The sequence below is a fragment of the Streptomyces antnestii genome (assembly GCF_004005495.1).
Classification (GTDB): Bacteria; Actinomycetota; Actinomycetes; order Streptomycetales; family Streptomycetaceae; genus Streptomyces; species Streptomyces antnestii.
On the sequence record NZ_RZYA01000033.1, the window covers coordinates 1 to 26,968 of the forward strand.

The following is a 26,968-nucleotide window of genomic DNA, read 5'->3' on the forward strand; positions in this document are numbered from 1 at the left end:
TGCAATCGTCTTCTACTGGGGCGGCCTTGCTGTCCTGCAGGCAGCATAGGCGTCCGAAGCGGACTCTCCCGGTCGGGGCGGCCCGCGCCCCGAACGAAATATTACTCGCCAGTACACCCAGTTCCCGCACGCTAAGCAAGCGCTTTGCACTGTGATCCTAGTCGCGCAGCGAGCTGAAGCGGCCCTGGTGGTAGACGAGCGGCCGGCCGGTCCCTGCGTGGTCCCCGACGACGGCTTCGGCGAGCACGAGTCGATGGTCGCCCGCGGGTACGCGCGCGATGACCCGGCACACCATCCAGGCGAGGACACCGTCGAGGACGGGCACCCCCTCCGGACCGTCGTACCAGCGTGTGGGCTCCCCGAAGCGGTCCGCGCCGCTCTTCGCGAACGTCGCGGCGAGATCCTGCTGGTGCTCGCCGAGTATGTGTACGCCGATGTGCTCGGCCTCGGAGACGGCGGGCCAGCTGGAGGCGCCCAGGCCGATGCCGAACGAGATGACGGGCGGTTCGGCCGACACGGAGGTCAGGGAGGTCGCGGTGAAGCCGACAGGGCCCGCGCCCCGGGCCGTGATCACGGCGACTCCGGCCGCGTGCCGCCGGAAGACGGAGCGCAGCAGGTCGGGTGACGCGGTCGTGGCGGTGCGGAGATCGGGGATGGCCGTCATGGAGTTGTCCTTCTGCCAAAGGGGTGCGGGCGGGGTCCGTGGCGCTTCAGGAGCCGGGACAACGCGCACTCGCGCAGCGGGCGAGGTCCACGTGGACACGCTCGTAGAGAAGGAGTTCCGTGGGCATGAGGTCAGGCTGACGATGCGTGGCGGGTGCAGTCAAGTGCGTACCGTCATCTGGGAGATGCGTCACCACGGGGTCACCATCCGTCAGACCGCGTCCCCGAGCGCCGCGATGACGTCCGCCCTGCGCGGCTGACCCGAGGCGCGGCGCACGATGTGTCCGCTCGCGTCGAGGACGAGCACGGCGGGCGTCTTGAGGACGCCGAGTTCGCGGACGAGGTCGAGCCGGTCCTCGGCGTCGATCTCCACGTGTGCGACGCCGGGGACCATGCCGGCCACCTCGCCGAGCACGCGGCGGGTGGCCCGGCACGGGGCGCAGAAGGCGCTGGAGAACTGCACGAGCGTCGCCCGCTCCCCCAGCTCCTCGCCCAACTGCCCCGCCCCGAGCGCCGTTTCGCCCTCGCGCACTTCGTCCTCCCGCTCCGCCACCGCTGCGTCGGCCTGTACGCGCCCGCCACGGTGGGCGCACTTCCGGTCATCGTTCCAGTGCAGCATCCACGAGCCCGCGAAGATTCCCGGAAGGCGGGTCGCGGCACGATTTCGCTGATCAACGGGCCCGCGCGGACCGTGCCGGAGTGACGAGGATCTCGCGCCCTGCGGGAACCAGGACTGGCCACTCAGCCGTTGATGGGGCACGATCTGCGCAGGCCACTAAACCTACGGCTGCGTAACTTCCCGCCGGGAGCCCCCTCCCCAGGCAGAGATGAAGGGTCCTCCCCCTCCATGGCAGAGCTCGTCTACCGTCCGGTCATCGGCGCGGCCCGCACGATGTTCAAGGCGCTCGATCTGAAGATCGACGTCAAGGGCGCGGAGAACATTCCGCGTTCCGGCGGCGCGGTCCTGGTCAGCAACCACATCAGCTACCTGGACTTCATCTTCGACGGGCTCGCTGCGCTGCCGCAGAAGCGCCTGGTGCGTTTCATGGCGAAGGAGTCGGTGTTCCGGCACAAGATCTCCGGCCCGCTGATGCGCAACATGAAGCACATCCCCGTGGACCGCAAGCAGGGCGAGGACGCGTACGCGCTCGCCCTCGACTCGCTGCGGTCCGGTGAGGTCATCGGGGTGTTCCCCGAGGCGACGATCTCCCAGTCGTTCACGCTGAAGAGCTTCAAGTCGGGCGCCGCGCGCCTGGCCCAGGAGGCCGGTGTGCCGCTGATCCCCATGGCACTGTGGGGCACCCAGCGGCTGTGGACGAAGGGCCACCCGAAGAACTTCAGGCGCCAGCACATCCCGGTCACGATCCGGGTGGGCGAGGCCATGGAGGCCCCGCGCGACCAGTACGCCGGCGCCATCACCCGGCGGCTGCGCGAGCGCGTGCAGGAGCTCCTGGAGGCGGCGCAGCGCGCGTACCCCGTGCGCCCCAAGGGTCCGGACGACACGTGGTGGATGCCCGCGCACCTCGGCGGCACCGCGCCGACCGCGGCAGAGGTGAAGGCCGCCGAGGCGAGCTGAATCGGTCCTGCGGGCCGCCGGGTGAGCCCCGGCCCGCCCCGGGCCGCCCCGGCCCGCCCGGCGGGTCAGACCGCGTCGGGCAGGTGTTCCCACAGGTACGGCCGGTCGGGGGCCTCACGCAGGACGCGCAGAACGGCCGGGTGCGGCGCGTCGAAGAGCTGCGGGTAGTCCACCTCGCCGGACTTCTCGTCCACCGGGAAGGCCAGCCGCTCGCCGTCGAGGGAGAAGCGGGCGTCGACCCCGGGCTTGTTGCCCCGGCAGTCCTGCCGGTGCCAGGCCCCGTGGAAGCGCACGGCGACCATGCCGTGCAGCGCGTGCCCGGTCCCCGCGTCGTGCGTCAGCCGCTGGTAGCAGAGCGCGGCGGGGATGTCCTCGGCCCGCAGCAGCGCGGCCAGCGCGTGGGACTTGGCGTGACAGATGCCGGTGCCCTGCTCCAGGACGTCGGAGGCACGCCAGGTGACGCGCATGTCGCCGCTGTCGGCGGAGTGCGGGATGGTGTCGCGCACGAACTCGTAGGCGGCTCGCGCGTATGCATATGAGTCGTCGGCCTGCGCGGCGAGGCGTGCGGCCGTTTTCCGTACGAGCGGGTGGTCATGGTCGATGACCTCGTCAGCCGCCAAGTAGGCGGACAGGTCAGGGGTGTTCTGGATCAGCTCCATGGACCGGGAGCATAGAAACGCGACCGACCGCGAGTCAATAGCTTTACGGTCGACCGCATATCTATGCAGCGATGGAGCGTGGCTGGTCGGTACGGCCTTAGCGGGCCATCTCCTCCTTGAGGGCGGCGACGAAACCGTCGACGTCCTCCTCCCGGGTGTCGAAGGCGCACATCCAGCGGACGTCGCCGGCCGCCTCGTCCCAGAAGTAGAACCGGTAACGCTTCTGCAGGCGCTCGCTGACATCGTGCGGCAGCCGCGCGAAGACGGCGTTGGCCTGCACCGGGTAGAGGATCTCCACGCCGTCGACGTGGCGGACCCCCTCGTAGAGGCGCTGGGCCATCTCGTTGGCGTGGCGCGCGTTGCGCAGCCACAGGTCCTTGGCGAGCAGGGCCTCCAACTGCACCGACACGAAACGCATCTTGGAGGCGAGCTGCATCGACAGCTTGCGCAGATGCTTCATGTGGCTGACGGCGTCCTGGTTGAGGACGACGACGGCCTCGCCGAACAGGGCACCGTTCTTCGTGCCGCCGAGCGACAGGATGTCGACTCCGACCGCGTTCGTGAACGTGCGCATCGGCACGTCGAGGGCGGCGGCCGCGTTGGCTATGCGCGAGCCGTCGAGGTGCACCTTCATGCCGTGCTGGTGCGCGTGGTCGCAGATCGCACGGATCTCGTCGGGCGTGTAGAGCGTGCCCAGTTCGGTGTTCTGCGTGATCGAGACGACCTGCGGCATCGCCCGGTGCTCGTCGTCCCAGCCGAAGGCCTGCCGGTCGATGAGCTCGGGCGTGAGCTTGCCGTCCGGGGTCGGCACGGTGAGCAGCTTGAGGCCGCCCATCCGCTCCGGGGCCCCGCCCTCGTCGACGTTGATGTGCGCGGACTCGGCGCAGATCACCGCACCCCAGCGGTCGGTGACCGCCTGGAGCGCGACGACGTTGGCACCGGTGCCGTTGAACACCGGGAACGCCTCGGCGGTGGGGCCGAAGTGCCCCCGGATGATCTGCTGCAGATTCTCCGTGTACGCGTCCTCGCCGTACGCGATCTGGTGACCGCCGTTGGCGAGGGCGAGCGCCGCGAGGATCTCCGGGTGCGCGCCCGCGTAGTTGTCGCTCGCGAAGCCACGGACGTCCGGGTCGTGGTGCCTGCGGGCGTCGGTCTTCGGAGGGTTCACGGCTTCTCGGTCAGCCACAGACGGGTCCCGTTCAATTCCTTGGCGGGCCGGTCCCAGACGCCGGCGATGGCCTCGGCCAGCTCCTTGACGTCCGTGAAGCCCGCGAACTTCGCGTTGGGTCGCTCGGCGCGCATCGCGTCGTTCACCAGCGCCTTCACCACCAGGATGGCAGCCGCCTGCTGCGGACCCGCGTCACCCCCGGCCTTGCGGAAGGCGTCCGCGAGGGCGAGCGTCCAGGCCTCGGCCGCCGCCTTGGAGGCCGCGTACGCCGCGTTGCCCGCGGTCGGCTTGCTGGCGCCCGCGGCGCTGATCAGCAGGAAGCGGCCGCGGTCGCTGCGCTGCAGGGCCTCCTGGAAGGCGAGGGAGGTGTGCTGGACCGTGCGGATCAGGAGCTTTTCGAGCAGGTCCCAGTCGGCGAGGTCGGTCTCCGCGAAGGTCGCGCTGCCGCGCCAGCCGCCGACGAGGTGGACCACGCCGTCGACGCGTCCGAAGTCCTTCTCCACGCGGTGCGCCCATTCACGGGTCGCGTCGAGGTCGAGCAGGTCGACGGTGTCGCCGACGACGGTGGCGCCGCCGTGCGCGTACCGGGCCGCGTCCACGGCCTCCGCGAGACGCGCGGGGTCCGCGTCCGCTCCGACGACGATCGCGCCCGCCTCGGCGAGCCGCAGCAGGGTCGCGCGGCCGGCGGGGCCGGCCGCGCCCGCCACCGCGATGACCGCTCCGTTCAGCGTGCCGTTCCCGTTGCCTTCGGCCATGGTCGTCGCCTCCTCACAAGCGCTCATGCGGCGGCCCGCTCGGCGCCCGCAGCGGTGATCCCCTTGGTGGAGGCGATCACGTTCTTCAGCTTTTTGGACAGTGCCTCATAGAACATGCTCAGCGGAAACTCGTCCGGAAGCACGTCGTCGACCAGCTTGCGCGGGGGCTGCGTGAGGTCGAGGGCGTCCGGCCCCTTGGCCCAGCGGGACCCGGGGTGCGGGGCCAGGTACTCGGCGACCAGGTCGTACGCGGCGAACCAGTGCACCAGCTTCGGGCGGTCGATGCCGTCGCGGTACAGCTGCTCGATGTCGGCGCACAGCTGGTTGGTGACCTGCGGGGCGCGCTGCCAGTCGATGTGCAGCTTGTTGTCGGTCCAGCGCAGCACGTCGTGCTTGTGCAGGTACGCGAAGAGCAGCTGGCCGCCGAGGCCGTCGTAGTTGCGGTTGCGGTCGCCGGAGACCGGGAAGCGGAACATCCGGTCGAAGAGGACCGCGTACTGCACGTCACGGCCGTGCGCGTTGCCCTCGGCCTCCAGCTTCACGGCCTCCTTGAAGGCGGTGAGGTCGCAGCGCAGCTCCTCGAGGCCGTACATCCAGAACGGCTGGCGCTGCTTGATCATGAACGGGTCGAAGGGCAGGTCGCCGTGGCTGTGGGTACGGTCGTGCACCATGTCCCACAGGACGAAGGCTTGCTGGCAGCGCTCCTGGTCGGAGACCATCTCGCGGATGTCGTCGGGCAGTTCGAGCCCGAGGGTCGCGACGGAGGCCTCGGTGACGGCGCGGAAGCGGGCCGCCTCACGGTCGCAGAAGATGCCACCCCAGGAGAAACGTTCCGGCGCCTCGCGTACGGCGATGGTCTCCGGGAAGAGCACGGCCGAGTGGGTGTCGTAGCCGGAGGTGAAGTCCTCGAAGGTGATCCCGCAGAACAGCGGGTTGTCGTAACGCGTCGCCTCCAGCTCGGCGAGCCACTCGGGCCACACCATGCGCAGGACGACGGCCTCCAGGTTGCGGTCCGGGTTGCCGTTCTGCGTGTACATCGCGAAGACGACCAGGTGCTGCAGCCCGTCCTCGCGGTGCGCGGCCGGCTGGAAGGCGAGCAGTGAGTCGAGGAAGTCCGGGATCCCGAAGCCGTCCTCGGCCCAGCGGCGCAGATCGGCGACGAGCGCCGCGTGGTACGCGGCGTCGTGCGGGAGCAGGGGGGAGAGCTGCTCGACGGCGGATATGGCGCGGTCAAGGGTCAGCTCGACGACGGCCTTCGACGGAGCACCGTCGGCGGCGAAGTCGATGGAGCCGTCCTTCTGCTGCCAGGGACGGATCTCCTCCACGGCGGCCTTGAGCAAGGGCCAGGCCGGGTGGTCCACCACCCTGCCGCCGGGACTCGCCCCGACCGTCTCCGGAGGAACGTTTCCCTCCACGCCCGACTGCACAAGAATTTCCGTCATTACCCATCCTCCACGGGAGAACCTCGCGTAGTCACACCGTAAGCGGGCGAGGTTCTCCACCACAAGGGGAGCTGGGCGGAGATTATCCTGCGTCACCCCCTGCTTCACCGCTGTTTTTCCTGCCGGACCCGGTTGAAACGATGGCCTTCGCCACATCCGCCACGGCAGTACGGGCATCGTCGAGCAGTTCGGGGAAGCCGAAGAAGCCGTGGAACATCCGCGGGAAATGACTCTCGGTGACCTCGGTGCCGCGTGCCCGCAGCTCCGTCGCGTAGGCGCGCCCCTCGTCGCACAGCGGATCGCAGCCCGCGGTCACGATGTGGGCGGGAGGCAGGCCGGTCAGGTCGGCGAGGAGCGGCGAGACGTGCGGGTGGGACCGGTCGCCGTCCGCGCCGAGATACTGCTCGACGAACCAGCGGCAGTGCGCGGCGGTCAGGAAGTAGCGGTCGGCGTTGCGCGCGAACGACTCCGTCGCCTGATGGGCGTCGGTCGCGGGGTAGACGAGGGCCTGGAGCGCGATGCGCGGGCCGCCCCGGTCCCTGGCCAGCAGGGCGACGACGGCCGCGAGGTTGCCGCCCGCGCTGTCACCCGCCACGACCAGGGCCCCCGCGTCGCCGCCCAGTTCGGCGAGATGGCCTTCCGTCCAGCACAGCGCCGCGTACGCGTCGTCGACGGCGGCCGGGAACGGTGCCTCCGGAGCCAGCCGGTAGTCGACGGACACGACCACGGCGCCCGCCTCGCGGCACAGCCCGCGCGCGGTGGAGTCATGGGTGTCCAGGTCGCAGATCACCCACCCTCCCCCGTGGAAGAAGACGACGGTCGGGCACGGGCCCGGCGCGTCGTCGGGGTCCGGGCGGTAGATCCGTACGGGGATCCGGGGCGCCCCGGCGGGTCCGGGGATGTCACGGTCCTCGACCGAGCCGACGACCGGGGGCAGGAACGGTGACGCGGGCGCGGCGGCCAGCACACGGCGGGCCTCCGCCGCGTCGGTCACCGTGCCGCCGAGGTCGGGGAACGACGCGGTCATCGCGTCGACGAGGCCGCGGACGTCGGGCGCGAGACGGTCCTCGCCGGCCGGGCTCACGCGGACCCCGCCGGCTGCTCCTGGGCGCGGAAGTGCGGGATGACCTTCTCGCCCCACTGGCGCAGCGTCTCCAGACAGGCCTCCTGCGGCACCGTGCCCATCTGGACGAGGCACATGATCTCGTCGGCGCCCGCGTCGCGCAGGCGCTCGACGTAGGCGATGGCGTCGTCGGCGGTGCCGTACGCGTGGTCGGCGTTGAAGGTGGCCGTGGCGTTGGGGCGTACCGGGATGTGCTGTTCGTTGAGGCGGGCCACGACCTGTTCGGCGGCCCTGCGCATGTCGGCCGCCTCGTCGGCGCCCTCCACCACGGCCTCGTCGGGGACGCCCGCGCCGCCGTACCAGTGGCCGATGGACTGGGCGAAGAAGCGCTGCCCGCGGATGCCGACGCGCCGGGCCTCCTCGCGGTCGTCGAGGACGATGGTCGGACACAGGACGGAGAAGTGGTCGTTGACGGCGCCGGACACGAAGCGGTCGCCGGTGCGGGCGGCGATCGCCTCGTCGTAGGCCTGCCGCATGCCGGCGATCGACTCGGGGCCCGCGAAGCCCATCACCAGTGCGCCGATGCCGAGTTCGGCGGCCTGGGTGAGCGTCTCGGTGCGGCTGCACGCGAGGAAGAGGGGCGGGTGGGGTGTCTGTTTCGGGCGGGGAAGTATGGGGTGCGGGTCGATGTCGAGGAGATCCCCGTGGTGTTCGAGCTCGTCCTTCACCCAGGCCTTGCCGATGATCCGCAGCGCCTCCTCGACCTCCTGGGTCGTCCGGTCCTTGTCGACCCCGCACAGGGAGGTCTCCTGCGCGGTGCCGCCCCGGCCCGCCCCGAGGTCGAGGCGGCCGCCGGAGAGCAGGTCGAGCATGGCGGCCCGCTCCGCGACGCGCACGGGGTGGTTGAAGTTGAACGGCATGCAGACGACGCCGTGTCCGATCCGGATGGTGCTGGTGCGGGCGGCGACCCAGGTCAGAAAGATCTCCGGGGCCGACATGTGCGCGTACCACTTGAGGGAGTGGTGTTCGACGGCCCAGATGCGGTCGAAGCCCATATCCTCGGCGAGCACCGCCTGTTCGACGCAGTCGTGGATGACCTTGTGCTCGTGTTCGACGGTGGGATCGGCGAGCTGCGCCTCGAAGATGACGGAGAACTTCACATTGCCTCCAGGGAGTCGGGTCACGCCCCGCTATTCCGGTTCGGTATATGACTAACCGTCAGATCCGGAGACGGCAAGGGCCGTGACGCGATTCGCGGACAAGACCGGCCCGGGGTCCCGTGTCGCCCCCTCCCCCGGTCAACCACGGGGGGACTCGCCCACCCACGGGTGATGCTGCGCGCGGCAGGGTGCCGGCGGCGGTAGGACGGAGCGGTCCCCGCACCGCCACCGCGTCTGGAGCCCTGACCGTGAGCATCCGTGCCGTCCTGGTCGCCGCCGTCGTCACCGGACTGCTCCTCGGGGCCGCCGCGACCAGAGCGGACCACTCCACTCCCTCGCGTCGGACCGGTCCCATCGCGGAGGCGGGCCGTTAGGCTTCGGCCGTGCCGCGCGGGCGAGCCCGTCCGCGACCTCGCGCGGGCGCCGAGCCGCCGTCGACGGAAGCGAGACGATCTTGAACTTCCTCACCATCGGGCATCGCGGGGTCATGGGTGTCGAACCCGAGAACACCCTCCGTTCCTTCGTCGCCGCGCAGGAAGCGGGCCTCGACCTCATCGAACTCGATCTGCACCTCAGCAAGGACGGCGCCCTCGTCGTCATGCACGACGCGGACGTCGACCGCACGACGGACGGCCGGGGCCCCATCGCCGACAAGACCCTCACCGAACTGCGCGCCCTGGACGCCGGGCGCGGTGAGCGTGTGCCGGTCTTCGAGGAGGTGCTCGACGCCGTCACCAAGCCGCTCCAGGCCGAGATCAAGACCGTCGCGGCGGCGCGCGCCCTCGCCGAGGTCCTGCTGCGCCGCGACCTGGTGGGCCGGGTCGAGGTGATCTCGTTCCACGACGAGGCGATCGCCGAGATCTCCCGCCTGGTGCCGGGCGTCCGTACGGCGCTGGTCGCCAGCCGCTACGGCACCGACGTGGTGGACCGGGCGACCGCCGTCGGCGCCACCGCCCTCGTCCTCAACATCCGGCGCCTCACGCAGGAGATCGTCGAGCGGGCCCGCAAGGCGGACCTGCGGATCATCGGCTGGGTCGTCAACACGCAGGACGATCTGCGCCTGGTACGGGCGCTCGGCCTGGACGGGGCCACGACCGACTACCCGGAGATCAAACGCACCGGCCGCTTCACCGCGTAGCGGGCGCCCGGAGCGAGCCGGTCAGCCGAGGGGCTTGACCAGCAGCTCGAACCGCAGGTCGTCGCGCTGCGGGATGCCGAAGCGCTCGTCGCCGTACGGGAAGGGGGTCATCTTTCCCGTACGGCGGTAGCCGCGGCGCTCGTACCAGGCGATGAGGTCCTCGCGCACCGAGATCACCGTCATGTGCATCTCGCGCACGCCCCACGCCTCGCGCGCGGTGCGCTCCGCCTCCGCGATGATCACCTTGCCGAGGCCCGCGCCCTGCAGCGCCGGGCTCACGGCGAACATGCCGAAGTACGCGTGGTCCCCGCGGTGCTCCAGCTGGCAGCACGCCACGACCGTGCCGTCGCGCTCGACGGTGAGCAGTCGGCTGTCCGGCGACTCGATGACGTCGACGACGCCCTGCGCGTCGGTGCGCTGCCCCTGAAGGATGTCCGCCTCCGTGGTCCAGCCGGCGCGGCTGGAGTCCCCGCGGTACGCCGACTCGATCAGCCGTACGAGCACGTCGACGTCGGTGGCGGTGGCGTCCCGGAAGGTGAGGCCGCCGGTCGTGGGACGGGGAGCGAGGGTCATGGGTCGGGTCTCCGATCTCGTGCACGGCGTTCGGCGCGGGCGCCGTCGAGCCTAACCCCGGGCCTCTACGCTGCGTTCGCATGGTTCACGTACTGAGCAGCAGGACGCTTCTTCGCCCCACCGACCCTGAGCGGTCGCGGGCCTTCTACGGCGAGGCGCTCGGCCTCGCCGTGTACCGCGAGTTCGGGACGGGCCCCGAGCGCGGCACCGTCTACTTCCTCGGCGGCGGCTTCCTGGAGGTGTCCGGCCGCTCGGAGACCCCGCCGTCGCCCGGGCTCCAGCTGTGGCTCCAGGTCGAGGACGCGGCGGCCGCCCACGAGGAGCTGGCGGCGCGCGGGGTCGAGGTGCTGCGGCCGCCGGTCAAGGAGCCGTGGGGACTGATCGAGTTCTGGATCGCGGATCCCGACGGCGTGCACATCGTCGTCGTCGAAGTACCTGATGACCATCCATTGCGCTACCGGCCCTGAGAGGGCAGGTTCGGGGGTACGCGGGCGGAAGGACCCGTTCGGCGTGCGCAGGCCGTGCGCGCGGAAGAGGATGAGCGGGATGGCCGATGACCGGTCCCCTTCGCGTCCGGATGAGCCCGACCCTGGAGAGACATCACATGGCAGCTCCTCGGATCCTGATCGTCGGCGGCGGATTCGCCGGCATGGAGTGCGCGCACAAGCTGGAGAAGATCCTCAAGCCCGGCGAGGCGCAGCTCAGGCTGGTCAGTCCCTTCGACCACCAGCTGTATCTGCCGCTCCTTCCCCAAGTCGCCTCGGGCGTGCTCACCCCGCAGTCGGTGGCGGTGCCGCTACGGCGCATGCTGCGGCACACCGCGATCATTCCGGGCGGCGCGGTGGGTGTGGACGCCGAGGCGAAGGCGGTCGTCGTACGGAAGATCAACGGCGAGGAGATCGTGGAGTCCTACGACTACCTGGTCCTGACGCCGGGCAGTGTCACGCGGCAGTTCGACATCCCCGGCGTGGACCAGTACGCGGTCGGGGTGAAGACGCTGGCGGAGGCGGCCTGGATCCGCGACCACGTCATCTCCCAGCTCGATCTCGCGGCGGCCAGCACGGATCCCGCCGAGCGGGAGGCCCGGCTGCAGTTCGTGGTGGTGGGCGGTGGTTACGCAGGTACGGAGACGGCCGCGTATCTGCAGCGTCTGACCACCGCCGCCGTCAAGCGCTACAAGGGGCTCGACCCGGCGCTGATCAAGTGGCATCTCGTCGACATCGCACCGAAGTTGATGCCCGAGCTCGGTGACCGGCTCGGCGAGAAGGCCCTGTCGATCGTGGAGCGGCGCGGCCTGCACGTGTCGCTCGGGGTGTCCGTGGCGAAGGCGACCGAGGACACGGTGACGCTGACGGACGGCCGGGTGCTGCCGTGCCACACCCTGATCTGGACGGCCGGTGTCGCGCCGAGTCCGCTGATCGCGACGCTGAGCGCGGAGACGAACCGGGGCCGCCTCGTGGTGGATCCGGAGCTGACGGTGCCGGGGCTCGACGGTGTGTTCGCGCTCGGGGACGCGGCCGCGGTGCCGGACCTGGCGAAGGGCGGCGACGCGATCTGCCCGCCGACCGCGCAGCACGCCATGCGGCAGGGCTGGGCGGCGGCGAAGAACGTGGCCGCCGCGCTGCACGGGCAGCCGCTCGCGCCGTACCGGCACAAGGACCTGGGGCTCGTGGTCGACCTCGGCGGCATCCAGGCCGTGTCCAAGCCGGTCGGCGTGCAGCTGACCGGCCTGCCGGCCCAGATCGTGGCCCGCGCCTACCACTTGGGGGCGCTGCGCACCGGGCCGGCCCGGTTCCGGACGGCGGCGAACTGGGGGCTCAACGCGATCGCCGGCGACGACTTCGTACGCACCGGTTTCCAGGCGAACCGGCCCAGGACCCTCAAGGACTTCGAGAAGACGGACGCGTATCTGACGCCCGAAGAGGTGCACAAGATGGTCGCGGCCCAGGCGGACGGCTCGTCGACGGCGCCGACGGAGCCGGAGTTCCCGTAGGGGGCGGGGCAGGCTCCTAGGCCGGGCCCGGCGGTGTCGAGAGGCGGGCGCGGCAGGCCAGTTGGAGGGCCAGTCTGGTTTCGGGATCGGTGAGGTCGGCGCCCGTGAGGTCCGTGACACGGCGGATGCGGGCGCCGACCGCGTTGCGGTGCAGGTGAAGCTCCTCGGCGGCGTGGGCCGGGGAGTTGTTGTGGTCGAGGTAGGTCTGCAGGGTGCGGAGCAGGGGGTCGGCTCGTTCCGGGCCCAACTCCGTGACGGGTGCGAGGAGTTCGTCGACGGCTTCGCGGGCGGTGTCGGAGGCGTACCACTCCAGGAGCATGCGGTCGAGGCCCGCCGCGTCGTGCGCGGTCACCGGGGTGCCGTCGGCGGGAGCGGACTTGAGGAGGGCGGCCCGGGCCTCGCGGGCCGAGGTACGGATGCCGAGGGGGCCTCGGTGCGGGGCGCCGACGCCGCCGCGCAGGTCCGCCTCGGGGTGCAGGCGGCGCAGCCGGTCGACGGCGCGGCGGGCGAGGGCGAGCGCGGCGCGGCGGCCGGGTGCGCCGGGGTCGGCGGGCCAGGTGCCGAGCAGGACGAGCGCGTCGTCGACGAGGGCGGCGTTCCAGTGGACCCCGTCGGGCAGGTGGCCGTCGGCGGCGTACTGCCGTACGTCGGTCAGGGTCCTCGGCAGCACGGTGTCCAGGAGCCGGTAGCGGTCCGCGGCGGGCAGCGCCGCGGCCTCGATCCGCAGCGCGATGTGCCGGCCGTCGACGGGCAGGCCGATGGTCCGGCCTCGGGCGGCCAGGTGACCGGTCCTGTCCTGCGGGGCGACGAGGAGTTCGGCGAGGAGGTGGCCGCGGGAGCGCACGGGGACGTCGCCGTGGCCGCCGCCGGCCGCGGTGAGGGCGGCGAGCGCCAGGACGGTGCGGACCGCGGTGCCCGCGTGGCCGGGGCGCGCGGGCGCGGCGAGGCGCACCTCGCCGTCGGGTCCGGCGGCCGACGCGCCCTCCTCCCCCGGGCCTGCCGCACGGCGCTCGACGGGTACACCGAGGAGCCGGGCGGCAGTCTCGGCGGCCTGTTCCGGGTCACCCCCGGCGGCGGGCAGGTCCCGGGCGGCGGCCTCGATCCGGGCGAGGGCGTCGGCGGCGTCCCCGGCGACGGCGCGGTCCACGGCCACGACCAGGGCCGCGAGGTCGCCGTCCGTGGTCAGGACCGCGATCCGGCCGCGCTCGGCCAGGGCGCGCAGGGCACGGTCTCCCGCCACGCCCGCCTCACGTCCGGTGAGTACGAGGGCTGCGGCGCCTGCGGAGGCGGCGTCCCGTACGGCCACGTCGAGGAGATGGTCCGGCAGCGGGGTCAGCATGACCGCGACCGTGCCCGCGGGGACGGTCGCCAGCCCGCCGGCGCGGGGTTCGAGGCGGATGCCGGTGACCTCGGTGGCGTCGAGGGGGCCCGCGAGCGGGCGGAGGGTGTCGAGGCCGGGTGCGGTGAGCAGCTGAACGAGGCGCGGCATACGGCCATTGTGCTGGCGGCACAGGGTGATGCCAAGGTATGGGCTGGTGGCCCATTGGACGGCGCGGGCGGGCTCGTACGCTGAGCGGCATGCAGATGGACGCCGGAGTGCTCGCCGACTTCGCGCGGGGCTGCGCCGTCCTGGGTTCGGGAGGCGGCGGAAGCCCCGCCGCCGTGACCCGTCCCCTGGCCGAGCAGGCCATCGAGGAGTGCGGGCCCGTGCCGGTCGTGGCGGCCGGCGAGCTGCCCGAGGACGCGTTCGTCATGCCGGTCGGCCTGATCGGCTCACCGGCCGTCGCCGAGGAGCGCATCGGGAGCCGGGCCGAGCCCGCACGGATGCGGGAGCGGGTCGAGGCGCTGCACGGCAGGCCCGTGGCCGCCGTCCTGTGCTCGGAGATCGGCGGGCTCAACGGCTGTACGGCCGTGGCGTGGGCGGCCCGGCTCGGGCTGCCGCTGCTCGACGCCGACGCCATGGGCCGCGCGTTCCCGCGCATGGACCAGAACGTCCTCGAACTGGCCGGGCTCCGGCCCGGCCCCACGGTGCTCGCCGACGAGTACGGGCGCACCGTCGTCCTCGACCACGTCGACGGCCCCTGGCTGGAGGAGCTGGCCCGGGCCGCCGTCGCGACGTTCGGCGGGCACGCCGCGACCTCCGAGTATCCGCTGACGGCCGGGCAGGCCGCCCGGCACGCCGTCGCCGGTTCGGTGACGCGGGCGGTCGCCGTCGGACGCGGCGAGGGGCCGCCGGCGCTCCTGACCGGCAAGGTGGCGTCGGTGCGGCGGGACGTCGGGGACGCGACGCGCGTGCTCCTGGAGGGCACCGGCACCGATGCGGGGCGACTCGTCAGGATCGAGGCCCGCAGCGAGTTCGTCGCGGCGCTCGAGGACGGCCGGACGCTGGCGCTGGTGCCCGACGTGATCGCTCTCGTGGACGTGCACAGCGGGTGGGCCGTGCCGGTGGAAGAGGTCAGGTACGGGCTGCGGGTGCGCCTGCACGCCCTGCCGTCCGCACCCGTCTGGTACTCGGAGGCCGGCCTGCGCCTCGCCGGCCCCACGGCGTTCGGCCTCCACGGCCTGACCCGGGAGGGGGCGTCGTGATCATCGGCGTGGACGTGGGTCCCACCAACACGGATGCCGTTCTGCTGGACGGGGACGGGCGGGCGTTGTCGGCGGTGAAGGTGCCGTCTCTGGCCGGTGACGCCGTCGGGTCGCTCGTCGCCGCCGTCGCGGCGCTGCCCCGCGAGCCGCGCGCGCGGGTCACGCAGCTCGCCGTGGGACTGCGGGTCGCCGCGCGCGCCGTGGCGGAGCGTACGGGGCTCGCGCAGGTCGGGGTGCTGCGCATCGGGGGCGAGGCCGCCGACGCGGTGCGGCCGCTGTTCGGGTGGCCCGCCGAGCTGCGCGACGCCGTGTGCGCCGGGACCGCGAACGTGGCCGGTGGTGGCGGGCTCGGCCCGTACGACGGGGCGCCGCTCGACCGGGACGCCGTGGCCCGCTTCGGGGCCGGACTCGCGGGCCGGGCCGAGGCGTTCGCCGTCAGCGCCGTGTTCGCGCCCGCCGACGGGACGCAGGAACGGGAGGCCGCGGAGATCCTGCGCGCCGAGGCCGGTGCCGACGTACCCGTGGTCCTGTCCGGCGAGATCGGCGCGCTCGGGCTGCTCCGGCGCGAGAACGCCACGGTGCTCGACGCCGCGCTGTGTCTCCTGGTGGCTCGGGTCGCCGACGAACTGACCGCCGCGCTCCCCCGGCTCGGCCTCGCGCCGGGTGCCGCCGTGCTCGTGACCCGGCACGACGGCACGCTGATGAGCCTCGACCACCTGCGCCGCCAGCCCGGTCTGAGCCTCGGTTCGGGCCCGGCGTGCACGATCCGTGGCGCGGGACTGCTCAGCGGCGTACGGGACGCCGTCGTCGCGGACATCGGCGAACGCCGGGCCCGCGTGGGCACACTGACCGCCGGCTATCCCCAGGAGGCCGGACCCGGCGGACGCATCGGCGGCGTACCCGTCAGCCTGCGCGTCCCCGAACTGCTCACCGTCGACGCCGCGGCACACCGCGACCTCGCGGAAGCGGTGGACCGGATGCAGACCGCCGCCGGCGGGCTTCCCGTCGTCCTGGTCGGCGGTGGCGCGGAGGCGGTGCCCGACCGGGCGCTGCCCGGCTGCGAGGTCGTACGGCCCGAACACGGCGGGGTGGCGGGCGCGTTCGGCGCGGCCGCGAGCCCGGTGGGCGGCCACCACGAGCGCATCGTGCGGGTCGGTCCCGGCCGGCGCCTGGACGCCGTACGCGACGAGGTGCGCGATCTCGCGCGGGCCTGGGCGGTGCGTGCCGGGGCGGATCCCCGCCGCGTACGCACGCTGCTCGAACCCGATCTCACGGTGCCCTACCTGCCGGGCGCGCTGCTCCTGCGCGCCCGGGCCTTCGGACCACCTCTACCGCTCTGACCTCATCAAAGCCTCACCAACGCCTCATCAACACCCTTTCCCCGCACGGCAGTTCAGCTTCGCCCTGCCGTGACTCCACCCATCCCCTTCGATGCGAGGACCGTCCCCATGACCAAGCCGTCCGGCGCGCCGACAGCTGACCACACCGACGAGGACTACCCCCTGGAGAGAGTGCCGCGCGCGGCCCGATACTCCTGGTTCAACGTCGCCGTGCAGCGCTTCGGCCAGCTCTCCGACCTGACCCAGTTCCTCCTCGGCGCGACGCTCGGCGCCGGGCTCTCCTTCTGGGGCGCCTTCTGGGCGTTCACACTCGGCTCCGTGATCCTGGAGGTCGTCTGCATCTTCGTCGGCGTCGCCGGCATGCGGGAGGGCCTGGCGACCTCGATGCTGGTGCGCTGGACCGGCTTCGGGCGGTTCGGCTCGACGCTGATCGGGCTCGTCATCGCGGTCAGCCTGTTCGGCTGGTTCGGGGTGCAGACCGCCGTGTTCGCGGCCGGACTCCAGTCGATCGTGCCGTCGATACCGCTGTGGGCCTGGTGCCTGATCTGCGGGCTCGGCGTCACGGCCCTGGTGCTGCGCGGGTTCCGGGCCATGGGCTGGACCGCGTTCGTGACCGTGCCCGCGTTCCTGGGCCTGGCCGGCTGGGCGATGACCGTGCAGATCTCGCGGCACAGCTTCACCGACCTCGTCGCGTCGCCGCCGTTCGGTGCGCACATCTCCATCGCGACGGGCGCGACGATCGTCGCGGGCTCGTACATCGTCGGCGCCGTCACGACGCCCGACATGACGCGCTTCAACCGCACCACCGGCGACGTCGTCAAGCAGACCCTCGTCGGCATCTCCCTCGGCGAGTACGTCCTGGGCCTGGCCGGGGTGCTCCTCGCGTACGCCGTGAAGTCCTCCGACCTGATCGCGATCATCACGTCCAGCTCCGGAATCGTCGGCGTGATCGTCCTGGTGTCGGCGACCGTGAAGATCAACAACTGGAATCTCTACTCGTCCTCGCTCGGCCTCATCAGCGCCGTCGAGTCCGTGTTCAAGGTGCGCCTCGGCCGGGTCGGCACCACCGTCGTCATCGGTGTCCTCGGCAGCCTCGCCGCGGCGGCCGGGATCCTGGAGCACTTCACGGACTTCCTGACGGTCCTCGGCGTCCTCACCCCGCCGGTCGCCGGGATCATGGTCGCCGAGTACTTCGTGGTGAAGCAGTGGCGGCCGCAGCTCGACGCCTCGCGCGCCGTGGGCCGGCTCCCGGAGAGCGAGCCGGGCTGGGTGCCCGCCACGCTCGCCACGTGGGCCGTCGCCTCACTGGTGGGCTGGCTCGGCGACCACTACGCCTGGTGGGGCATCCCGGCCCTCAACTCCCTGATCCTCGCGGGCCTCGGCTACATCGTCCTCGGCAAGCTCGGCCTTGTGCGCGCCGTCCGTGAACTGCCCTTCACCCAGCCGGAGCGCCCCGCCGCCCAGATCGAGGCCGAGGTGGGCACGGCGGACCCCGCGCCCGCATCCACGCCCGCGTCCGCCCACTGAACTCCCGTACCGATCCACGTACGCACATCCACGTACGCACAAAGGAAGTCACCACATGCGCATCGGCATCGACGTCGGAGGAACCAATACCGACGCCGCCCTCCTCGGGGACGACGACCGGGTCCTGGCGGCGGCCAAGTCGCCGACGACACCGGACATCACGTCCGGGGTCACGGCCGCGATCCGGGCCCTCGACCCGCCCGTCGAGTCCATCACCGCGGTGATGATCGGCACGACCCACTTCCTCAACGCCCTCATCGAGGGCGCCCGGCTCGCGCCCGTCGCCGCCGTGCGCCTGGGGCTGCCCGCGACGGCGGCCTTGCCGCCGATGACGGACTGGCCCGAGCGGCAGCGCGCCGCCGTCGGCGGGCACGGCTATCTGTGCCACGGCGGCCGCGAGTTCGACGGCCGGGTCCTGTCCCCGCTCGACCCGGACGAGCTGAAGCGGACGGCCGCGGACATCGCGGCGCGGGGGATCCGTTCGGTGGCCGTGTCGTCGGTGTTCTCGCCGGTCGCGGAGGACGACGAGCGGCGCGCGGCGGAAATCCTGCGCGGCGAGCTGGGCGACCACGTGCACTTCTCGCTGTCGCACGAGCTCGGCCGGATCGGCCTCCTTGCCCGCGAGAACGCCACGATCATCAACGCGGCGCTGCGCGACCTCGCGACGGTGATCGTCGAGTCGTTCGGCAAGGCGCTCGCGGAGGTGTCGATCACGGCGCCGTTCTTCCTGTCGCAGAACGACGGGACGCTGATGGACGTGGACTTCGCCCGGACGTATCCGGTGGCGACGTTCGCGTCGGGGCCCACCAACTCGATGCGCGGGGCGGCCTTCCTGTCCGGGCTAGGGGACTGCGCGGTGGTCGACGTGGGCGGCACGACCGCCGACGTGGGCATCCTCGCGGGCGGCTTCCCGCGTGAGGCGGCCGGCGAGAGCGAGGCCGCGGGCATCCGCACCAACTTCCGTATCCCTGACGTCCTTTCGCTCGGGATCGGCGGCGGTTCGCTGGTGTCGGACGACGGGGAGACGGGGCCGCGTTCGGTCGGCTACCGGCTCACCGAGGAGGCGCTCGTCTTCGGCGGCACGACGCTGACCGCGACGGACCTGGCGGTGGCGGCGGGGCAGGCCGACGTGGGGGACGCGGCACGGGTCGCGCACCTCGACCCCGCCTTCGTGACGCGCGCCCTGGGCCGGATCGCGGAGCGGCTCGCGGAGAGCGTCGACCGGATGCGTACCTCGGCGGCGCCGCTGCCGGTAGTAGCCGTGGGCGGCGGTTCGATTCTGGTTCCCGAGGCGCTGCCCGGCTTCGACGACGTGCGGCGGCCCGGCAACTTCGGGGTCGCGAACGCGGTCGGCGCGGCCATCGCGCAGGTCGGCGGCGAGGTCGACCGCGTCTTCCACGTCCCGGAGGGGCGCCGCGACGCGGTGCTCGCCGAGGCCCGCGACGAGGCCGTGGGGCGCGCCGAGGACGCGGGCGCGCGGCCCGGCACGGTACGCGTCGTGGACATCGAGGAGGTGCCGCTCGCGTATCTGCCGGGCGGCGCGACCCGGATCCGCGTCAAGGCGGTCGGCGACCTCGACCTGAACCGCATCGGAAGCAAGCAGCACACCCAGCGGCACGGAGCGACGGCACATGCGTGAGATCACCCTGGACAACCTCGACGACATCGCCCGCGGCGCCGGCATCCTCGGCACCGGCGGGGGCGGCGACCCGTACATCGGCAAGCTGCTTGCGCGCGAGGCGATCCGCAGGCACGGGCCGGTGCGGGTCGTGGACATCGACGAGGTGGCGCCGGACGCGATGGTCGTGCCGGTCTCCGGGATGGGGGCGCCGACGGTGCTCCTGGAACGGGTCCCCAACGGCGGCGAGGAACTGGCGGCGCTGCGTGCGCTGGAGAAGCACCTCGGGCGGCGGGCCACGCACATCGCGCCGATCGAGGTGGGCGGCGTCAACTCGATGCTGCCCATCGCGTGCGCCGCGGAGGCGGGGCTGCCGATCGTGGACGGCGACGCGATGGGGCGGGCCTTTCCCGAGGCGCAGATGGTGCTCCCTGGTCTGATCGGCGTGACCAACTCGCCGATGGCGCTCGCCGACGACAAGGGCAACACGATCATCGTGGAGGCCGTCGACAACCACGCCGCCGAGCGGATCGCCCGTGCCGTGTGCGTGGAGCTCGGGTGCCAGATCTCGGCCGCGGACACCGTGCTGCGGGGTGACCAGCTCGCCGACGGGCTCGTGCCGGCGACCCTGACCCTGGCCGAGCGGCTGGGCGCGGCGGTGCGCGAGGCGCGGGCCGCGCACGGCGATCCGGTGGCCGCGGCCCGCGCGATGCTCGACGGAGTCCCGCTGCTGACCGGCAAGGTCGTCGACGTGAGCCGCCGTACCGAGGGCGGTTTCGCGCGCGGCCGGGCCCGCATCGAGGGCATCGCCGACGAGGCGGGGCGGGTACTCGAACTCGACTTCCAGAACGAGCACTTGCTCGCCACACGTGATGGCGCGGTGGTCGCCACCACACCCGACCTGATCTGCGTCCTGGACAGCGAGACGGGCGACCCGGTCACCACCGAGGGCCTGCGCTACGGGCTGCGGGTGAGCGTGCTCGCGGCGCGCTGCGACCCCCGGTGGACCTCGCCGGGCGGCCTGGCGCTCGCCGGGCCGCGGTACTTCGGGTACGACGTGGACTATCTGCCGTTCGGGTCCTGAGAACCGGCCGGCGCGGGCGGTCGCAGAGTGATCGTCCGCGCCGTGTGCTTCTCGACCTGTTCGCGGCTGTAGAGCAGCGGGAAGGCGCCGTCAGCAGCCCAGGTCGTGAACAGGTCGCTGTAGTGCTCGCTGTCCGGATTCCCGGACTGGCCCGGCGAGTTCATGGCCACCGAGTCGTCCCAGGAGCCGACGTCGACGACCAGCCGGAAGGTGGCCCCCGTCGTCTGCCGGAAGTCGGGTCCGTACGGGGCGACGCCCACCGTGTCGCCGCTGCCGCCGCGCGGGGCGGGGCCGACCGACGCCCACGGTGGCTGCGGTCCGTCGTGCAGGGCGGTCACCGGGTGGTACACGCGGGCATGGTGGAGCGCGCCCCAGGTCCAGGCGGCCGGGTCAGGGCCGAGGAGTCCGGAGAGTTCGGAGACGGCGGCGGTCAGAGTGGTGAGCAGGGTGCCGGGGTCGAGACCCGTCTCCGGTCCGGTGAGCAGGTCGAGGTCGACGCGCGGGTCGGCGGTGGGGTCGTCGGGCGGCAGGATCCGGGCGAGGGCCGCCACCGTCTCGGTCTCGGGGACGAGGTCCCGCAGTGCCGCCGTGAACACGGCGGGGCGCAGGTGGCGGCGGTACCAGAGCTCGAAGAGCGCGGCGGCCGCCGAGTCCGCCGTCAGGTCGTGGTCCCAGTCCCGCAGGAGGGCGAGCGCCTCCTGCACGGCCGCGTCGTCGCTGGTCAGCCCGGCAAGAAGCGGCACGATGCGCCGCGCCGGCAGGCTGACCGTGTCGGTCTGGAGCCGTACGCAGTCCTCCACGGTCCAGTCCGTGCGGGCGCCCAGTTCCCCGGCGATGCGGTGGTGCCGGGTCGGGGCGTACCAGTCGTAGGTGACGGTGTCGCGGTCGTTGGGGTAGCCGGGCGGCAGGTTCATCTGGTTGGCGGTGGCGAACCAGCCCTGGTCCGGGTCGCGTTCGGACGGCAGCGCGTCCGGGTCGAGGAAGCCGGCCCACTCGTAGCGGCCGTCGCCGGGGACCGGCAGTGTGCCGTCCCAGTTCGGGCGGACCGGGACGCGGCCGGCGGGGCGCCAGCCCACGGTGCCGTCGGGCGCCGCGTACACCTGGTTCTCGCCGGGTGCGCCCCAGCGGCGCAGGGCGGCGAGGAAGGCGTCGGGGCCTTCGGCGCGCATGTAACCGGTGCTGCCGAGGTAGGGCGCCATGCCAGGGCCGAGCCAGGCGGCGCGCACGGCGAACGCGGCGCTGCGGGTGGGGTGTTCATGGACGACGGGGCCGTGCCGGGTGAACCAGAGCTCGGTCTCGACCGGGTCGCCGTCCTTGACCGGGATGGTCTCGGTGACGCGGGTCATGGGCTCCCAGCGGTCCTGGTAGCGGTAGGCGCGGGGGTCGTCGGGGTGGGTCTCGTAGACGTAGAGGTCCTCCTGGTCGATCGGGAAGATCGTGAAGCCGAAGGCGATGTTCCCGTTGTGGCCGATGGAGAGGCCGGGGAGCGCGGGTTCGCCGGCGCCGATGACGTCGATGCCAGGAGCGGTCAGGTGGGCGATGTAGCGCAGGGCGGGCAGGGTGACGGCGCGGTGCGGGTCGTTGGCGAGGATCGGGCGGCCGGTGGCGGTGCGGTCGGGGGCGATGACCCAGTTGTTGGAGCCGTCGATGCCCTGGAGGGCGGCGGCGTCGGGCCAGGGCGGGACCGTCGCGAGGTCGTAGACGCGCAGCACGTCGTCGGGGATGACGCTCAGGTCGAGGCCGTCGGGGACGGTGAGGTGGTGCGGGGCGGGTTCGCGGCGGCGGCGCAGGTCCTCGACGCCGGTGCCGTGGTCGCGCAGGGTGAGGGCGCGGGCGACCTCGTCGTGGAGGTTGTACTGGAGTCCATGACTGCGGATCCGGGCGACGTCGGAGGGGTCCCAGTACGCGGGCTCATATCCCAACGTCCCGAATTCCGGCGGTAGTTGGGACGGATCGCTGCGACACAGGGACACGTAGGCGTTGATGCCGTGCACGAACGCCGTGGTGATCCGCTCGGTGTCCTCGCCGTACGCGCTCCACTCCTCGGCCATGTCGCCGCGGTAGAGGAACAGGCGGGCGGCGCGGTCGTGTTCGACGTAGCGCGCGCCGAACACCTCGGACAGGAGGCCGAGTCCGCGGCGGCGCCACAGGTCGAGCTGGAAGAGGCGGTCGCGGGCGGCGTTGAAGCCCTGCGCGAGGAACAGGTCGTCCTGGGATTCCGCGTAGAGGTGGGGGACGCCCCACTGGTCGACGAGGATCTCGACGGGTTCGGCGAGACCGGGGACCTCGAAGTCCGTGACAGTACGTGCGTTCACCACTGCATCACTCCCCCTTCGCCGCGTACACCAGGTCGCCGCCCACATACGTCGCCCGGACCGGGATGGACGCGATGGCGTGCGGGTCGGCGGTCAGCGGATTCTCGCCCAGGACCACGAAGTCCGCCAACTGGCCCGCCGCCAGACGGCCCTTGTACGTCTCCGTGCCCTCGGCCTCCGCCGAGCCGAGGGTGAAGATCCGCAGCGCCTCCTCGGCCGTGACGCGCTGCTCCGGTCCGGCGGCGACCCCGTCGTCCATGCCCTGCCGCGTGACCATCGACTGGAGGCCGACGAGCGGTTCGTAGGGGCCGCACGGGTAGTCGGAGGAGCCGGCGACGGTGACGCCCGCGTCGAGGAACGAGCGGTGCGCGAACATGCGGCCGACCCGCTCGGGGCCGTACCAGTCGTTGAGTGCCCCGCCGTGGTAGGCCGCGTATCCCGCGAACGGGACGGCGATGGCGTCGAGGGCCTTCATCCGGGCGAGGATCCCGTCGTCGACGACGCTGCAGTGCTCGATGCGGTGGCGCAGGCCGGGGCGCGGCAGGTCGCGGGCCGCCTGCTCGAACGCGTCGAGGACGAGCCGGATCGCGGCATCCCCGTTGGCGTGCACGCCGACGCGGTTGCCGTCGGCGTGCACGGCGCGGACGTGGGCGAACAGTTCCTCGGTGGGAGTGGTCTGGAGGCCGTGCCCGCCGTGGTCGGTGAACGGCTCGCTGAGCAGGCAGGTACGGCCGCCGACGGCGCCGTCGAGGAACGCCTTGACGCCGACGAGGCGCAGCAGGTCGTCGCCGAAGCCGCTGCCGACGCCGAGTGCGCGCGCCTTCTCGTAGTGATCGATGGACAGGAGCATTCCGACCCGCAGGCTCAACTTCCCCTCGGATCGGGCCCGTTGGAGCAGCGCGATGTCCTCGGGGGCGATGAGCGCGTCGCAGACCGAGGTGAGCCCGGCGGCGTGCCACAGCTCCTGGGCGCGCACGAGTCCGCGCAACTTGTCGTCCTGCCCGCTGGCCTCCAGGGTGGTGGCGCCGCGGGCGGTGGCCGGGTAGACGACGTTCATCAGGGCGCGTTCGACAAGCCGCCCGTCGAGCCGTCCGTCGGGGCCTCGCCCGTATTCACCGCCGTCCGGATCGGGCGTGTCCTCGTCGATGCCGAGGGCGTGCAGGGCCGCGGAGTTGACGACACCCCAGTGCCCGGCGACGTGTACGACGAGTGCCGGGTGGCCGGGGGCCGCCCGGTCGAGTTCGGTGCGGGTGAGGCGGCCGGTCTTGACGTCGTCGTAGCGGCTGCCGCGCACCCAGGCGCCGTGCGGTGTCCGCGCGGCCTCGGCGGTGACGGTGGCCAGGAGGTCGTCCACATCGCGTACCGCCGCGGCGGACAGGTCGAGGTGCAGCAGGTCCTCGGCCGTCATCACCAGGTGGATGTGGGCGTCGTTCAGGCCGGGGACGAGGGTGGCGTCACCGTGGTCGGTCTCGGCGGCGCCGGGGAAGCGGTCCCGGAGCTCGGCGACGGTGCCGGTGGCACGGATCCGGCCTTCGGCGACGGCGATCATCTGGGGCTCGGGGCCCGCGCCGCTCTGGCTGACGACGTGGGCGGCGCGGTGGAGGACGGGTGCGCTCTCGTCGGTCATCGGGACTCCTCTGCGCGGGCCGCCGCAGTGGCGGCGGGAGACTGCCGGACAGGGACGCGCGGGGCCGCCGCCTCGCCCGGTGCGAGTCGCGTGACCGCGAACGTCACCGCGAGGTTCGCGGCCAGGGCGATGATGCCGCCGTTGACCCCGTGGAACGGGTCGTTGTCGGTGGCCCACAGCGCCGTCATCACAGCGAGTCCGACGACCATGCCGCAGATCCCGGCGCGTGCGGTCATCCGCCGCCAGAACAGGGCGAGCAGCACCACGGGCACGAGCTGCGCCAGGCCCTCGTACGACAGGACGGACAGCTGGACGAGCGTGTTGGGGTAGAAGAGGCTGCCGCCGAGCGCGACCAGGCCTGCGAGGACGCAGACGGCCTGTGAGAGGCGCTTGGTGCGCAGGTCGTGCTCGTGGGTGGTGTCCGGGCGCGGGCGGCGCGGGTCCGAGCCGTTGCCGCCGCCGAGGACGGTCCTGCCCCACAGGGTGCCGATGGACAGCATGAAGACGCTCATCGGCACGATCGCCGACAGGGCGCCCGCGACACCGATGACCGCCACGACGGGTGACGGCAGCGAGTCGGTGACGAGGCTGAACAGCGCGAGGTCGGGGTTGCCGAGGCTGGGCAGGACGAACAGGGCGGTGGCGCCGACCATCATCGGCACGAACAGGAGCAGCTGGTACCAGGGCAGCAGCAGGGCGTTGCGCCGCAGCGCGTTGGGGCTCTTGGCGCTGAGGTAACCGGCCACGGTGGTCGGGAAGATGGTGATGGTGACGGCGTTCAGGACGACGGTGCTCAGGAACCACGCGGCGTTCCGCCCGCCGGACTCGTGTCCGGGGAACGTGAGCCACTCGGGCTTCTCGGTGACCATGCGCTGCATGAAGTCGGAGAACCCGCCGAGGTAGTGCATGGGGATGTAGACGGCCAGGAAGACGACCGCGAGGATCACCAGCACGTCCTTGAGCGCGCTCACCCAGGCGGAGCCGCGCAGCCCCGACACGAGGATGAACACCTCGGCGACGACGAACGAGATCACGGCGGCGACGTGCAGGTCGACGCTCCCGTACGTCATCGCGTTGACGACGACGCCCATGCCCTGGATCTGCACCTGGATGTACGGCACGAGGAAGACCGTGCCGACGACGGCGACGAGGATCCCCAACGGCCGTGAGCGGAACCGGAATTCGGCGATGTCGGCGATCGATATGAGACCGTGCCGCGAGGCGTACGTCCACAGGGCGGGGCCCACGACGTAGGCGACGGCGAAGCCGACCGTGAGGTAGGCGACGAGGTAGAGGATGGGCGCGCCGAAGGAGTACGACCAGCCGGCCGTGCCGAGGAACGAGAAGCTGGTGTACGTCTCTCCGGCCATCAGGAGCCAGATGAACATGACGCCGAGGCCACGGCTGGACACGGACCACTCGGCGAGGCCCTTGGACCGGCCGCGCGCGCTGAGCAGGCCGATCAGGACCGTGGCGACCATGGCCAGGCCGAACACCGTCGTCGCGACGGCCGCGGAGCCGGTCATCGGGCGCCTCCCTCGTCGGCGGGTACGGGTTCGACGGCGCCGGTGCGGTACGCCGGGTCGAGGCGGGCGACGAGCCAGATGGCCACGGGGCTGATCACGGTGGCCGCTATGACCCAGGCAAGGAGGAACGGGACGCCCAGGACGCGGGGTTCGATGCGGTTGGCGACCAGGGGCGCGGCGGCGTAGAGGACGACGGGCACGAGCAGTATCCAGAGGGAGCGGCGGGACGCGCCGCCGAGCGTGGGGAGTCCTTCGAGGGGGTCGGACTCGTGCGGCTCCGGCTCCGGGGAGCGGCCGGCGGGTTCGCCTTGGGGGGACATGGGGTTCCTTGGGGAGGGGGAGGCAGGAAGGGCGAGGGGACGTTCAGAGTGCGGGGTCGAAGCGGCCGTCGACCGCCGTCCAGCCGCCGTCGACGGTCAGGACGCTCCCGGTGACGTAGGTCGAGGCGTCGGAGACCAAGTAGGCGACGGCACCGGCGAGTTCGTCGGCGCGGGCCCAGCGCTTGAGGGCGGAGGCCTGGGCGTAGGCGTCGTACCAGGCGGGGTCCGCGGCGATCTGGTCGGTGAGGGGGGTGCGGACGACGCCGGGGGCGACGGCGTTGAACCGCACGCCCCGCGGGCCCCATTCGGCGGCGGCCGTCCGCAGGAACTGGACGAGGCCGGCCTTCGACGCGGCGTACACGCTCTGGCCGGGTTCCACCTGGAAGGCGCGCATCGAGGCGAAGCCGACGACGCTGCCCCGGCCGCGCTCCGCCATGCCGGGGGCGAACGTCTGGACGAGGCTGAGGTAGGCCCGCAGGTTCAGGGCGATGACACGGTCGAACTCGTCGAGCGTGTAGTCGGCGACGCGCTTGCGGACGTTGGCCCCGACGGTGACGACGAGCCCGTCGAGCGGGCCCCAGGCGTCGGCGGCGGCGCGGATCGCGTCGGGGTCCAGGACGTCGAGGGCGCACGCGGAGGCGGTGCCGGACCGGTCCGTGCCGCCGCCGGACAGTGCCACGGTCTCCTCGGCGCCCTTCTCGTCCCGGTCGGCGACCACGACATCGGCGCCCTGGGCGACGAGCGCGCGGACGGCCTCGCGGCCGATGCCGCCGGCGCCGCCGACGACCGCGACGCGCCTGCCGTCGAGCCGGAACAGGTTGGCGTAGTCCATCTC

Annotated in this window: 25 protein-coding genes; 10 read left to right on the forward strand and 15 right to left on the reverse strand. The window is 72.5% G+C overall.

Going from position 1 to position 26,968, the window contains the following annotated elements; translation table 11 throughout:
* Window positions 1-157: 157 nt before the first annotated feature.
* Together EOT10_RS39060 and EOT10_RS39065 are read right to left on the reverse strand one after the other, a co-directional pair.
* Window positions 158-664, reverse strand: coding sequence for a flavin reductase family protein (locus tag EOT10_RS39060; RefSeq protein ID WP_127833131.1), 507 nt, complete (start codon window positions 662-664; stop codon window positions 158-160).
* Between the two features lie 210 nt (window positions 665-874).
* Window positions 875-1,195, reverse strand: a complete 321-nt coding sequence (locus EOT10_RS39065) for a TlpA family protein disulfide reductase (protein WP_431313369.1) — start codon at window positions 1,193-1,195, stop codon at window positions 875-877.
* Window positions 1,196-1,510: 315 nt separating this feature from the next.
* Between EOT10_RS39065 and EOT10_RS39070 the strand changes: the two genes are divergently transcribed.
* The gene (locus tag EOT10_RS39070; protein ID WP_127833132.1) at window positions 1,511-2,239 is read left to right on the forward strand and encodes a lysophospholipid acyltransferase family protein; all 729 of its coding nucleotides are present in this window, start codon (window positions 1,511-1,513) and stop codon (window positions 2,237-2,239) included.
* A 65-nt stretch (window positions 2,240-2,304) separates the two neighbouring features.
* On the opposite strand, the gene EOT10_RS39075 is transcribed toward EOT10_RS39070, so the two are convergent.
* The 6 genes from EOT10_RS39075 to EOT10_RS39100 all read right to left on the reverse strand — a co-directional run bounded on the left by EOT10_RS39075 (window position 2,305) and on the right by EOT10_RS39100 (window position 8,486).
* On the reverse strand, window positions 2,305-2,898 hold the full coding sequence (locus tag EOT10_RS39075; protein ID WP_127833133.1) for a transglutaminase-like domain-containing protein: 594 nt from the start codon (window positions 2,896-2,898) through the stop codon (window positions 2,305-2,307).
* Between the two features lie 97 nt (window positions 2,899-2,995).
* Window positions 2,996-4,066: a threonine aldolase family protein gene (locus tag EOT10_RS39080; protein WP_127833134.1), complete on the reverse strand. Its 1,071-nt coding sequence runs from the start codon at window positions 4,064-4,066 to the stop codon at window positions 2,996-2,998.
* Window positions 4,063-4,848: an SDR family NAD(P)-dependent oxidoreductase gene (locus EOT10_RS39085; protein WP_189492684.1), complete on the reverse strand. Its 786-nt coding sequence runs from the start codon at window positions 4,846-4,848 to the stop codon at window positions 4,063-4,065. Before EOT10_RS39085 ends, EOT10_RS39080 begins: the two co-directional genes overlap by 4 nt.
* Window positions 4,845-6,263 carry a DUF6421 family protein gene (locus EOT10_RS39090; protein WP_127833136.1) on the reverse strand — a complete coding sequence of 473 codons (1,419 nt, stop codon included), beginning with the start codon at window positions 6,261-6,263 and terminating at the stop codon, window positions 4,845-4,847. The genes EOT10_RS39085 and EOT10_RS39090 overlap by 4 nt, the downstream gene beginning before the upstream one ends.
* An 82-nt stretch (window positions 6,264-6,345) precedes the next feature.
* Entirely contained in the window at window positions 6,346-7,290 is a 945-nt protein-coding gene (locus tag EOT10_RS39095; protein WP_127833191.1) for an alpha/beta hydrolase, read from the reverse strand.
* A gap of 53 nt (window positions 7,291-7,343) precedes the next feature.
* Complete coding sequence (locus EOT10_RS39100) at window positions 7,344-8,486, reverse strand: LLM class flavin-dependent oxidoreductase (protein ID WP_127833137.1); 1,143 nt, start codon at window positions 8,484-8,486, stop codon at window positions 7,344-7,346.
* A 248-nt stretch (window positions 8,487-8,734) separates the two neighbouring features.
* Between EOT10_RS39100 and EOT10_RS42755 the strand changes: the two genes are divergently transcribed.
* Both EOT10_RS42755 and EOT10_RS39105 read left to right on the forward strand, forming a co-directional pair.
* Window positions 8,735-8,860, forward strand: coding sequence for a hypothetical protein (locus tag EOT10_RS42755; protein ID WP_262985474.1), 126 nt, complete (start codon window positions 8,735-8,737; stop codon window positions 8,858-8,860).
* Window positions 8,861-8,940: 80 nt separating this feature from the next.
* Window positions 8,941-9,624, forward strand: coding sequence for a glycerophosphodiester phosphodiesterase (locus tag EOT10_RS39105; RefSeq protein WP_127833138.1), 684 nt, complete (start codon window positions 8,941-8,943; stop codon window positions 9,622-9,624).
* Between the two features lie 21 nt (window positions 9,625-9,645).
* Here EOT10_RS39105 and EOT10_RS39110 read toward each other — a convergent pair whose 3' ends face one another.
* Complete coding sequence (locus tag EOT10_RS39110) at window positions 9,646-10,197, reverse strand: GNAT family N-acetyltransferase (protein ID WP_127833139.1); 552 nt, start codon at window positions 10,195-10,197, stop codon at window positions 9,646-9,648.
* A gap of 80 nt (window positions 10,198-10,277) precedes the next feature.
* Between EOT10_RS39110 and EOT10_RS39115 the strand changes: the two genes are divergently transcribed.
* Together EOT10_RS39115 and EOT10_RS39120 are read left to right on the forward strand one after the other, a co-directional pair.
* Complete coding sequence (locus EOT10_RS39115) at window positions 10,278-10,664, forward strand: VOC family protein (RefSeq protein ID WP_127833140.1); 387 nt, start codon at window positions 10,278-10,280, stop codon at window positions 10,662-10,664.
* A 137-nt stretch (window positions 10,665-10,801) separates the two neighbouring features.
* Window positions 10,802-12,190, forward strand: coding sequence for an NAD(P)/FAD-dependent oxidoreductase (locus EOT10_RS39120; protein WP_127833141.1), 1,389 nt, complete (start codon window positions 10,802-10,804; stop codon window positions 12,188-12,190).
* Window positions 12,191-12,206: 16 nt separating this feature from the next.
* On the opposite strand, the gene EOT10_RS39125 is transcribed toward EOT10_RS39120, so the two are convergent.
* Window positions 12,207-13,679, reverse strand: a complete 1,473-nt coding sequence (locus tag EOT10_RS39125) for a PucR family transcriptional regulator (RefSeq protein WP_127833142.1) — start codon at window positions 13,677-13,679, stop codon at window positions 12,207-12,209.
* 89 nt (window positions 13,680-13,768) lie between these two features.
* On the opposite strand from EOT10_RS39125, the gene EOT10_RS39130 reads away from it, so the two are divergent.
* The 5 genes from EOT10_RS39130 to EOT10_RS39150 all read left to right on the forward strand — a co-directional run bounded on the left by EOT10_RS39130 (window position 13,769) and on the right by EOT10_RS39150 (window position 20,345).
* Entirely contained in the window at window positions 13,769-14,776 is a 1,008-nt protein-coding gene (locus EOT10_RS39130; RefSeq protein ID WP_189492687.1) for an S-methyl thiohydantoin desulfurase family protein, read from the forward strand.
* Window positions 14,773-16,116: a hydantoinase/oxoprolinase N-terminal domain-containing protein gene (locus tag EOT10_RS39135; RefSeq protein ID WP_127833144.1), complete on the forward strand. Its 1,344-nt coding sequence runs from the start codon at window positions 14,773-14,775 to the stop codon at window positions 16,114-16,116. The genes EOT10_RS39130 and EOT10_RS39135 overlap by 4 nt, the downstream gene beginning before the upstream one ends.
* 108 nt (window positions 16,117-16,224) lie before the next feature.
* Window positions 16,225-17,643, forward strand: a complete 1,419-nt coding sequence (locus EOT10_RS39140; protein WP_127833145.1) for a purine-cytosine permease family protein — start codon at window positions 16,225-16,227, stop codon at window positions 17,641-17,643.
* 55 nt (window positions 17,644-17,698) lie between these two features.
* Entirely contained in the window at window positions 17,699-19,282 is a 1,584-nt protein-coding gene (locus EOT10_RS39145) for a hydantoinase/oxoprolinase N-terminal domain-containing protein (protein WP_127833146.1), read from the forward strand.
* On the forward strand, window positions 19,275-20,345 hold the full coding sequence (locus EOT10_RS39150; protein WP_127833147.1) for an S-methyl thiohydantoin desulfurase family protein: 1,071 nt from the start codon (window positions 19,275-19,277) through the stop codon (window positions 20,343-20,345). The genes EOT10_RS39145 and EOT10_RS39150 overlap by 8 nt, the downstream gene beginning before the upstream one ends.
* Here EOT10_RS39150 and EOT10_RS39155 read toward each other — a convergent pair.
* From EOT10_RS39155 to EOT10_RS39175, 5 genes are read right to left on the reverse strand one after another with little or no spacing between them, the layout of a single operon-like run.
* The gene (locus EOT10_RS39155; protein WP_223281478.1) at window positions 20,324-22,660 is read right to left on the reverse strand and encodes a penicillin acylase family protein; all 2,337 of its coding nucleotides are present in this window, start codon (window positions 22,658-22,660) and stop codon (window positions 20,324-20,326) included. The two genes, EOT10_RS39150 and EOT10_RS39155, sit on opposite strands and share 22 nt — an antisense overlap.
* A gap of 7 nt (window positions 22,661-22,667) precedes the next feature.
* Window positions 22,668-24,287, reverse strand: coding sequence for an amidohydrolase (locus EOT10_RS39160; protein ID WP_127833149.1), 1,620 nt, complete (start codon window positions 24,285-24,287; stop codon window positions 22,668-22,670).
* Window positions 24,284-25,813 carry a sodium:solute symporter family protein gene (locus EOT10_RS39165; protein WP_127833150.1) on the reverse strand — a complete coding sequence of 510 codons (1,530 nt, stop codon included), beginning with the start codon at window positions 25,811-25,813 and terminating at the stop codon, window positions 24,284-24,286. Before EOT10_RS39165 ends, EOT10_RS39160 begins: the two co-directional genes overlap by 4 nt.
* The gene (locus EOT10_RS39170) at window positions 25,810-26,133 is read right to left on the reverse strand and encodes a DUF3311 domain-containing protein (protein WP_127833151.1); all 324 of its coding nucleotides are present in this window, start codon (window positions 26,131-26,133) and stop codon (window positions 25,810-25,812) included. Before EOT10_RS39170 ends, EOT10_RS39165 begins: the two co-directional genes overlap by 4 nt.
* 43 nt (window positions 26,134-26,176) lie before the next feature.
* Window positions 26,177-26,965 (reverse strand): SDR family NAD(P)-dependent oxidoreductase, encoded by a 789-nt coding sequence (locus EOT10_RS39175; RefSeq protein ID WP_127833152.1) that lies wholly within the window; start codon window positions 26,963-26,965, stop codon window positions 26,177-26,179.
* Window positions 26,966-26,968: the final 3 nt, after the last annotated feature.

Bases quoted from the DNA above. Each gene is read 5' to 3' on its own strand.
- EOT10_RS39110 (WP_127833139.1), bottom strand. From the start codon at position 10,197: ATGACCCTCGCTCCCCGTCCCACGACCGGCGGCCTCACCTTCCGGGAC.
- EOT10_RS39175 (WP_127833152.1), bottom strand. From the start codon at position 26,965: ATGGACTACGCCAACCTGTTCCGGCTCGACGGCAGGCGCGTCGCGGTC.
- EOT10_RS39095 (WP_127833191.1), bottom strand. From the start codon at position 7,290: ATGACCGCGTCGTTCCCCGACCTCGGCGGCACGGTGACCGACGCGGCG.
- EOT10_RS39160 (WP_127833149.1), bottom strand. From the start codon at position 24,287: ATGACCGACGAGAGCGCACCCGTCCTCCACCGCGCCGCCCACGTCGTC.
- EOT10_RS39130 (WP_189492687.1), top strand. From the start codon at position 13,769: ATGCAGATGGACGCCGGAGTGCTCGCCGACTTCGCGCGGGGCTGCGCC.
- EOT10_RS39140 (WP_127833145.1), top strand. From the start codon at position 16,225: ATGACCAAGCCGTCCGGCGCGCCGACAGCTGACCACACCGACGAGGAC.
- EOT10_RS39150 (WP_127833147.1), top strand. From the start codon at position 19,275: ATGCGTGAGATCACCCTGGACAACCTCGACGACATCGCCCGCGGCGCC.
- EOT10_RS39075 (WP_127833133.1), bottom strand. From the start codon at position 2,898: ATGGAGCTGATCCAGAACACCCCTGACCTGTCCGCCTACTTGGCGGCT.
- EOT10_RS39145 (WP_127833146.1), top strand. From the start codon at position 17,699: ATGCGCATCGGCATCGACGTCGGAGGAACCAATACCGACGCCGCCCTC.
- EOT10_RS39170 (WP_127833151.1), bottom strand. From the start codon at position 26,133: ATGTCCCCCCAAGGCGAACCCGCCGGCCGCTCCCCGGAGCCGGAGCCG.
- EOT10_RS39125 (WP_127833142.1), bottom strand. From the start codon at position 13,679: ATGCCGCGCCTCGTTCAGCTGCTCACCGCACCCGGCCTCGACACCCTC.
- EOT10_RS39120 (WP_127833141.1), top strand. From the start codon at position 10,802: ATGGCAGCTCCTCGGATCCTGATCGTCGGCGGCGGATTCGCCGGCATG.
- EOT10_RS39090 (WP_127833136.1), bottom strand. From the start codon at position 6,263: ATGACGGAAATTCTTGTGCAGTCGGGCGTGGAGGGAAACGTTCCTCCG.
- EOT10_RS39060 (WP_127833131.1), bottom strand. From the start codon at position 664: ATGACGGCCATCCCCGATCTCCGCACCGCCACGACCGCGTCACCCGAC.
- EOT10_RS39165 (WP_127833150.1), bottom strand. From the start codon at position 25,813: ATGACCGGCTCCGCGGCCGTCGCGACGACGGTGTTCGGCCTGGCCATG.
- EOT10_RS39115 (WP_127833140.1), top strand. From the start codon at position 10,278: ATGGTTCACGTACTGAGCAGCAGGACGCTTCTTCGCCCCACCGACCCT.
- EOT10_RS39070 (WP_127833132.1), top strand. From the start codon at position 1,511: ATGGCAGAGCTCGTCTACCGTCCGGTCATCGGCGCGGCCCGCACGATG.
- EOT10_RS39085 (WP_189492684.1), bottom strand. From the start codon at position 4,848: ATGAGCGCTTGTGAGGAGGCGACGACCATGGCCGAAGGCAACGGGAAC.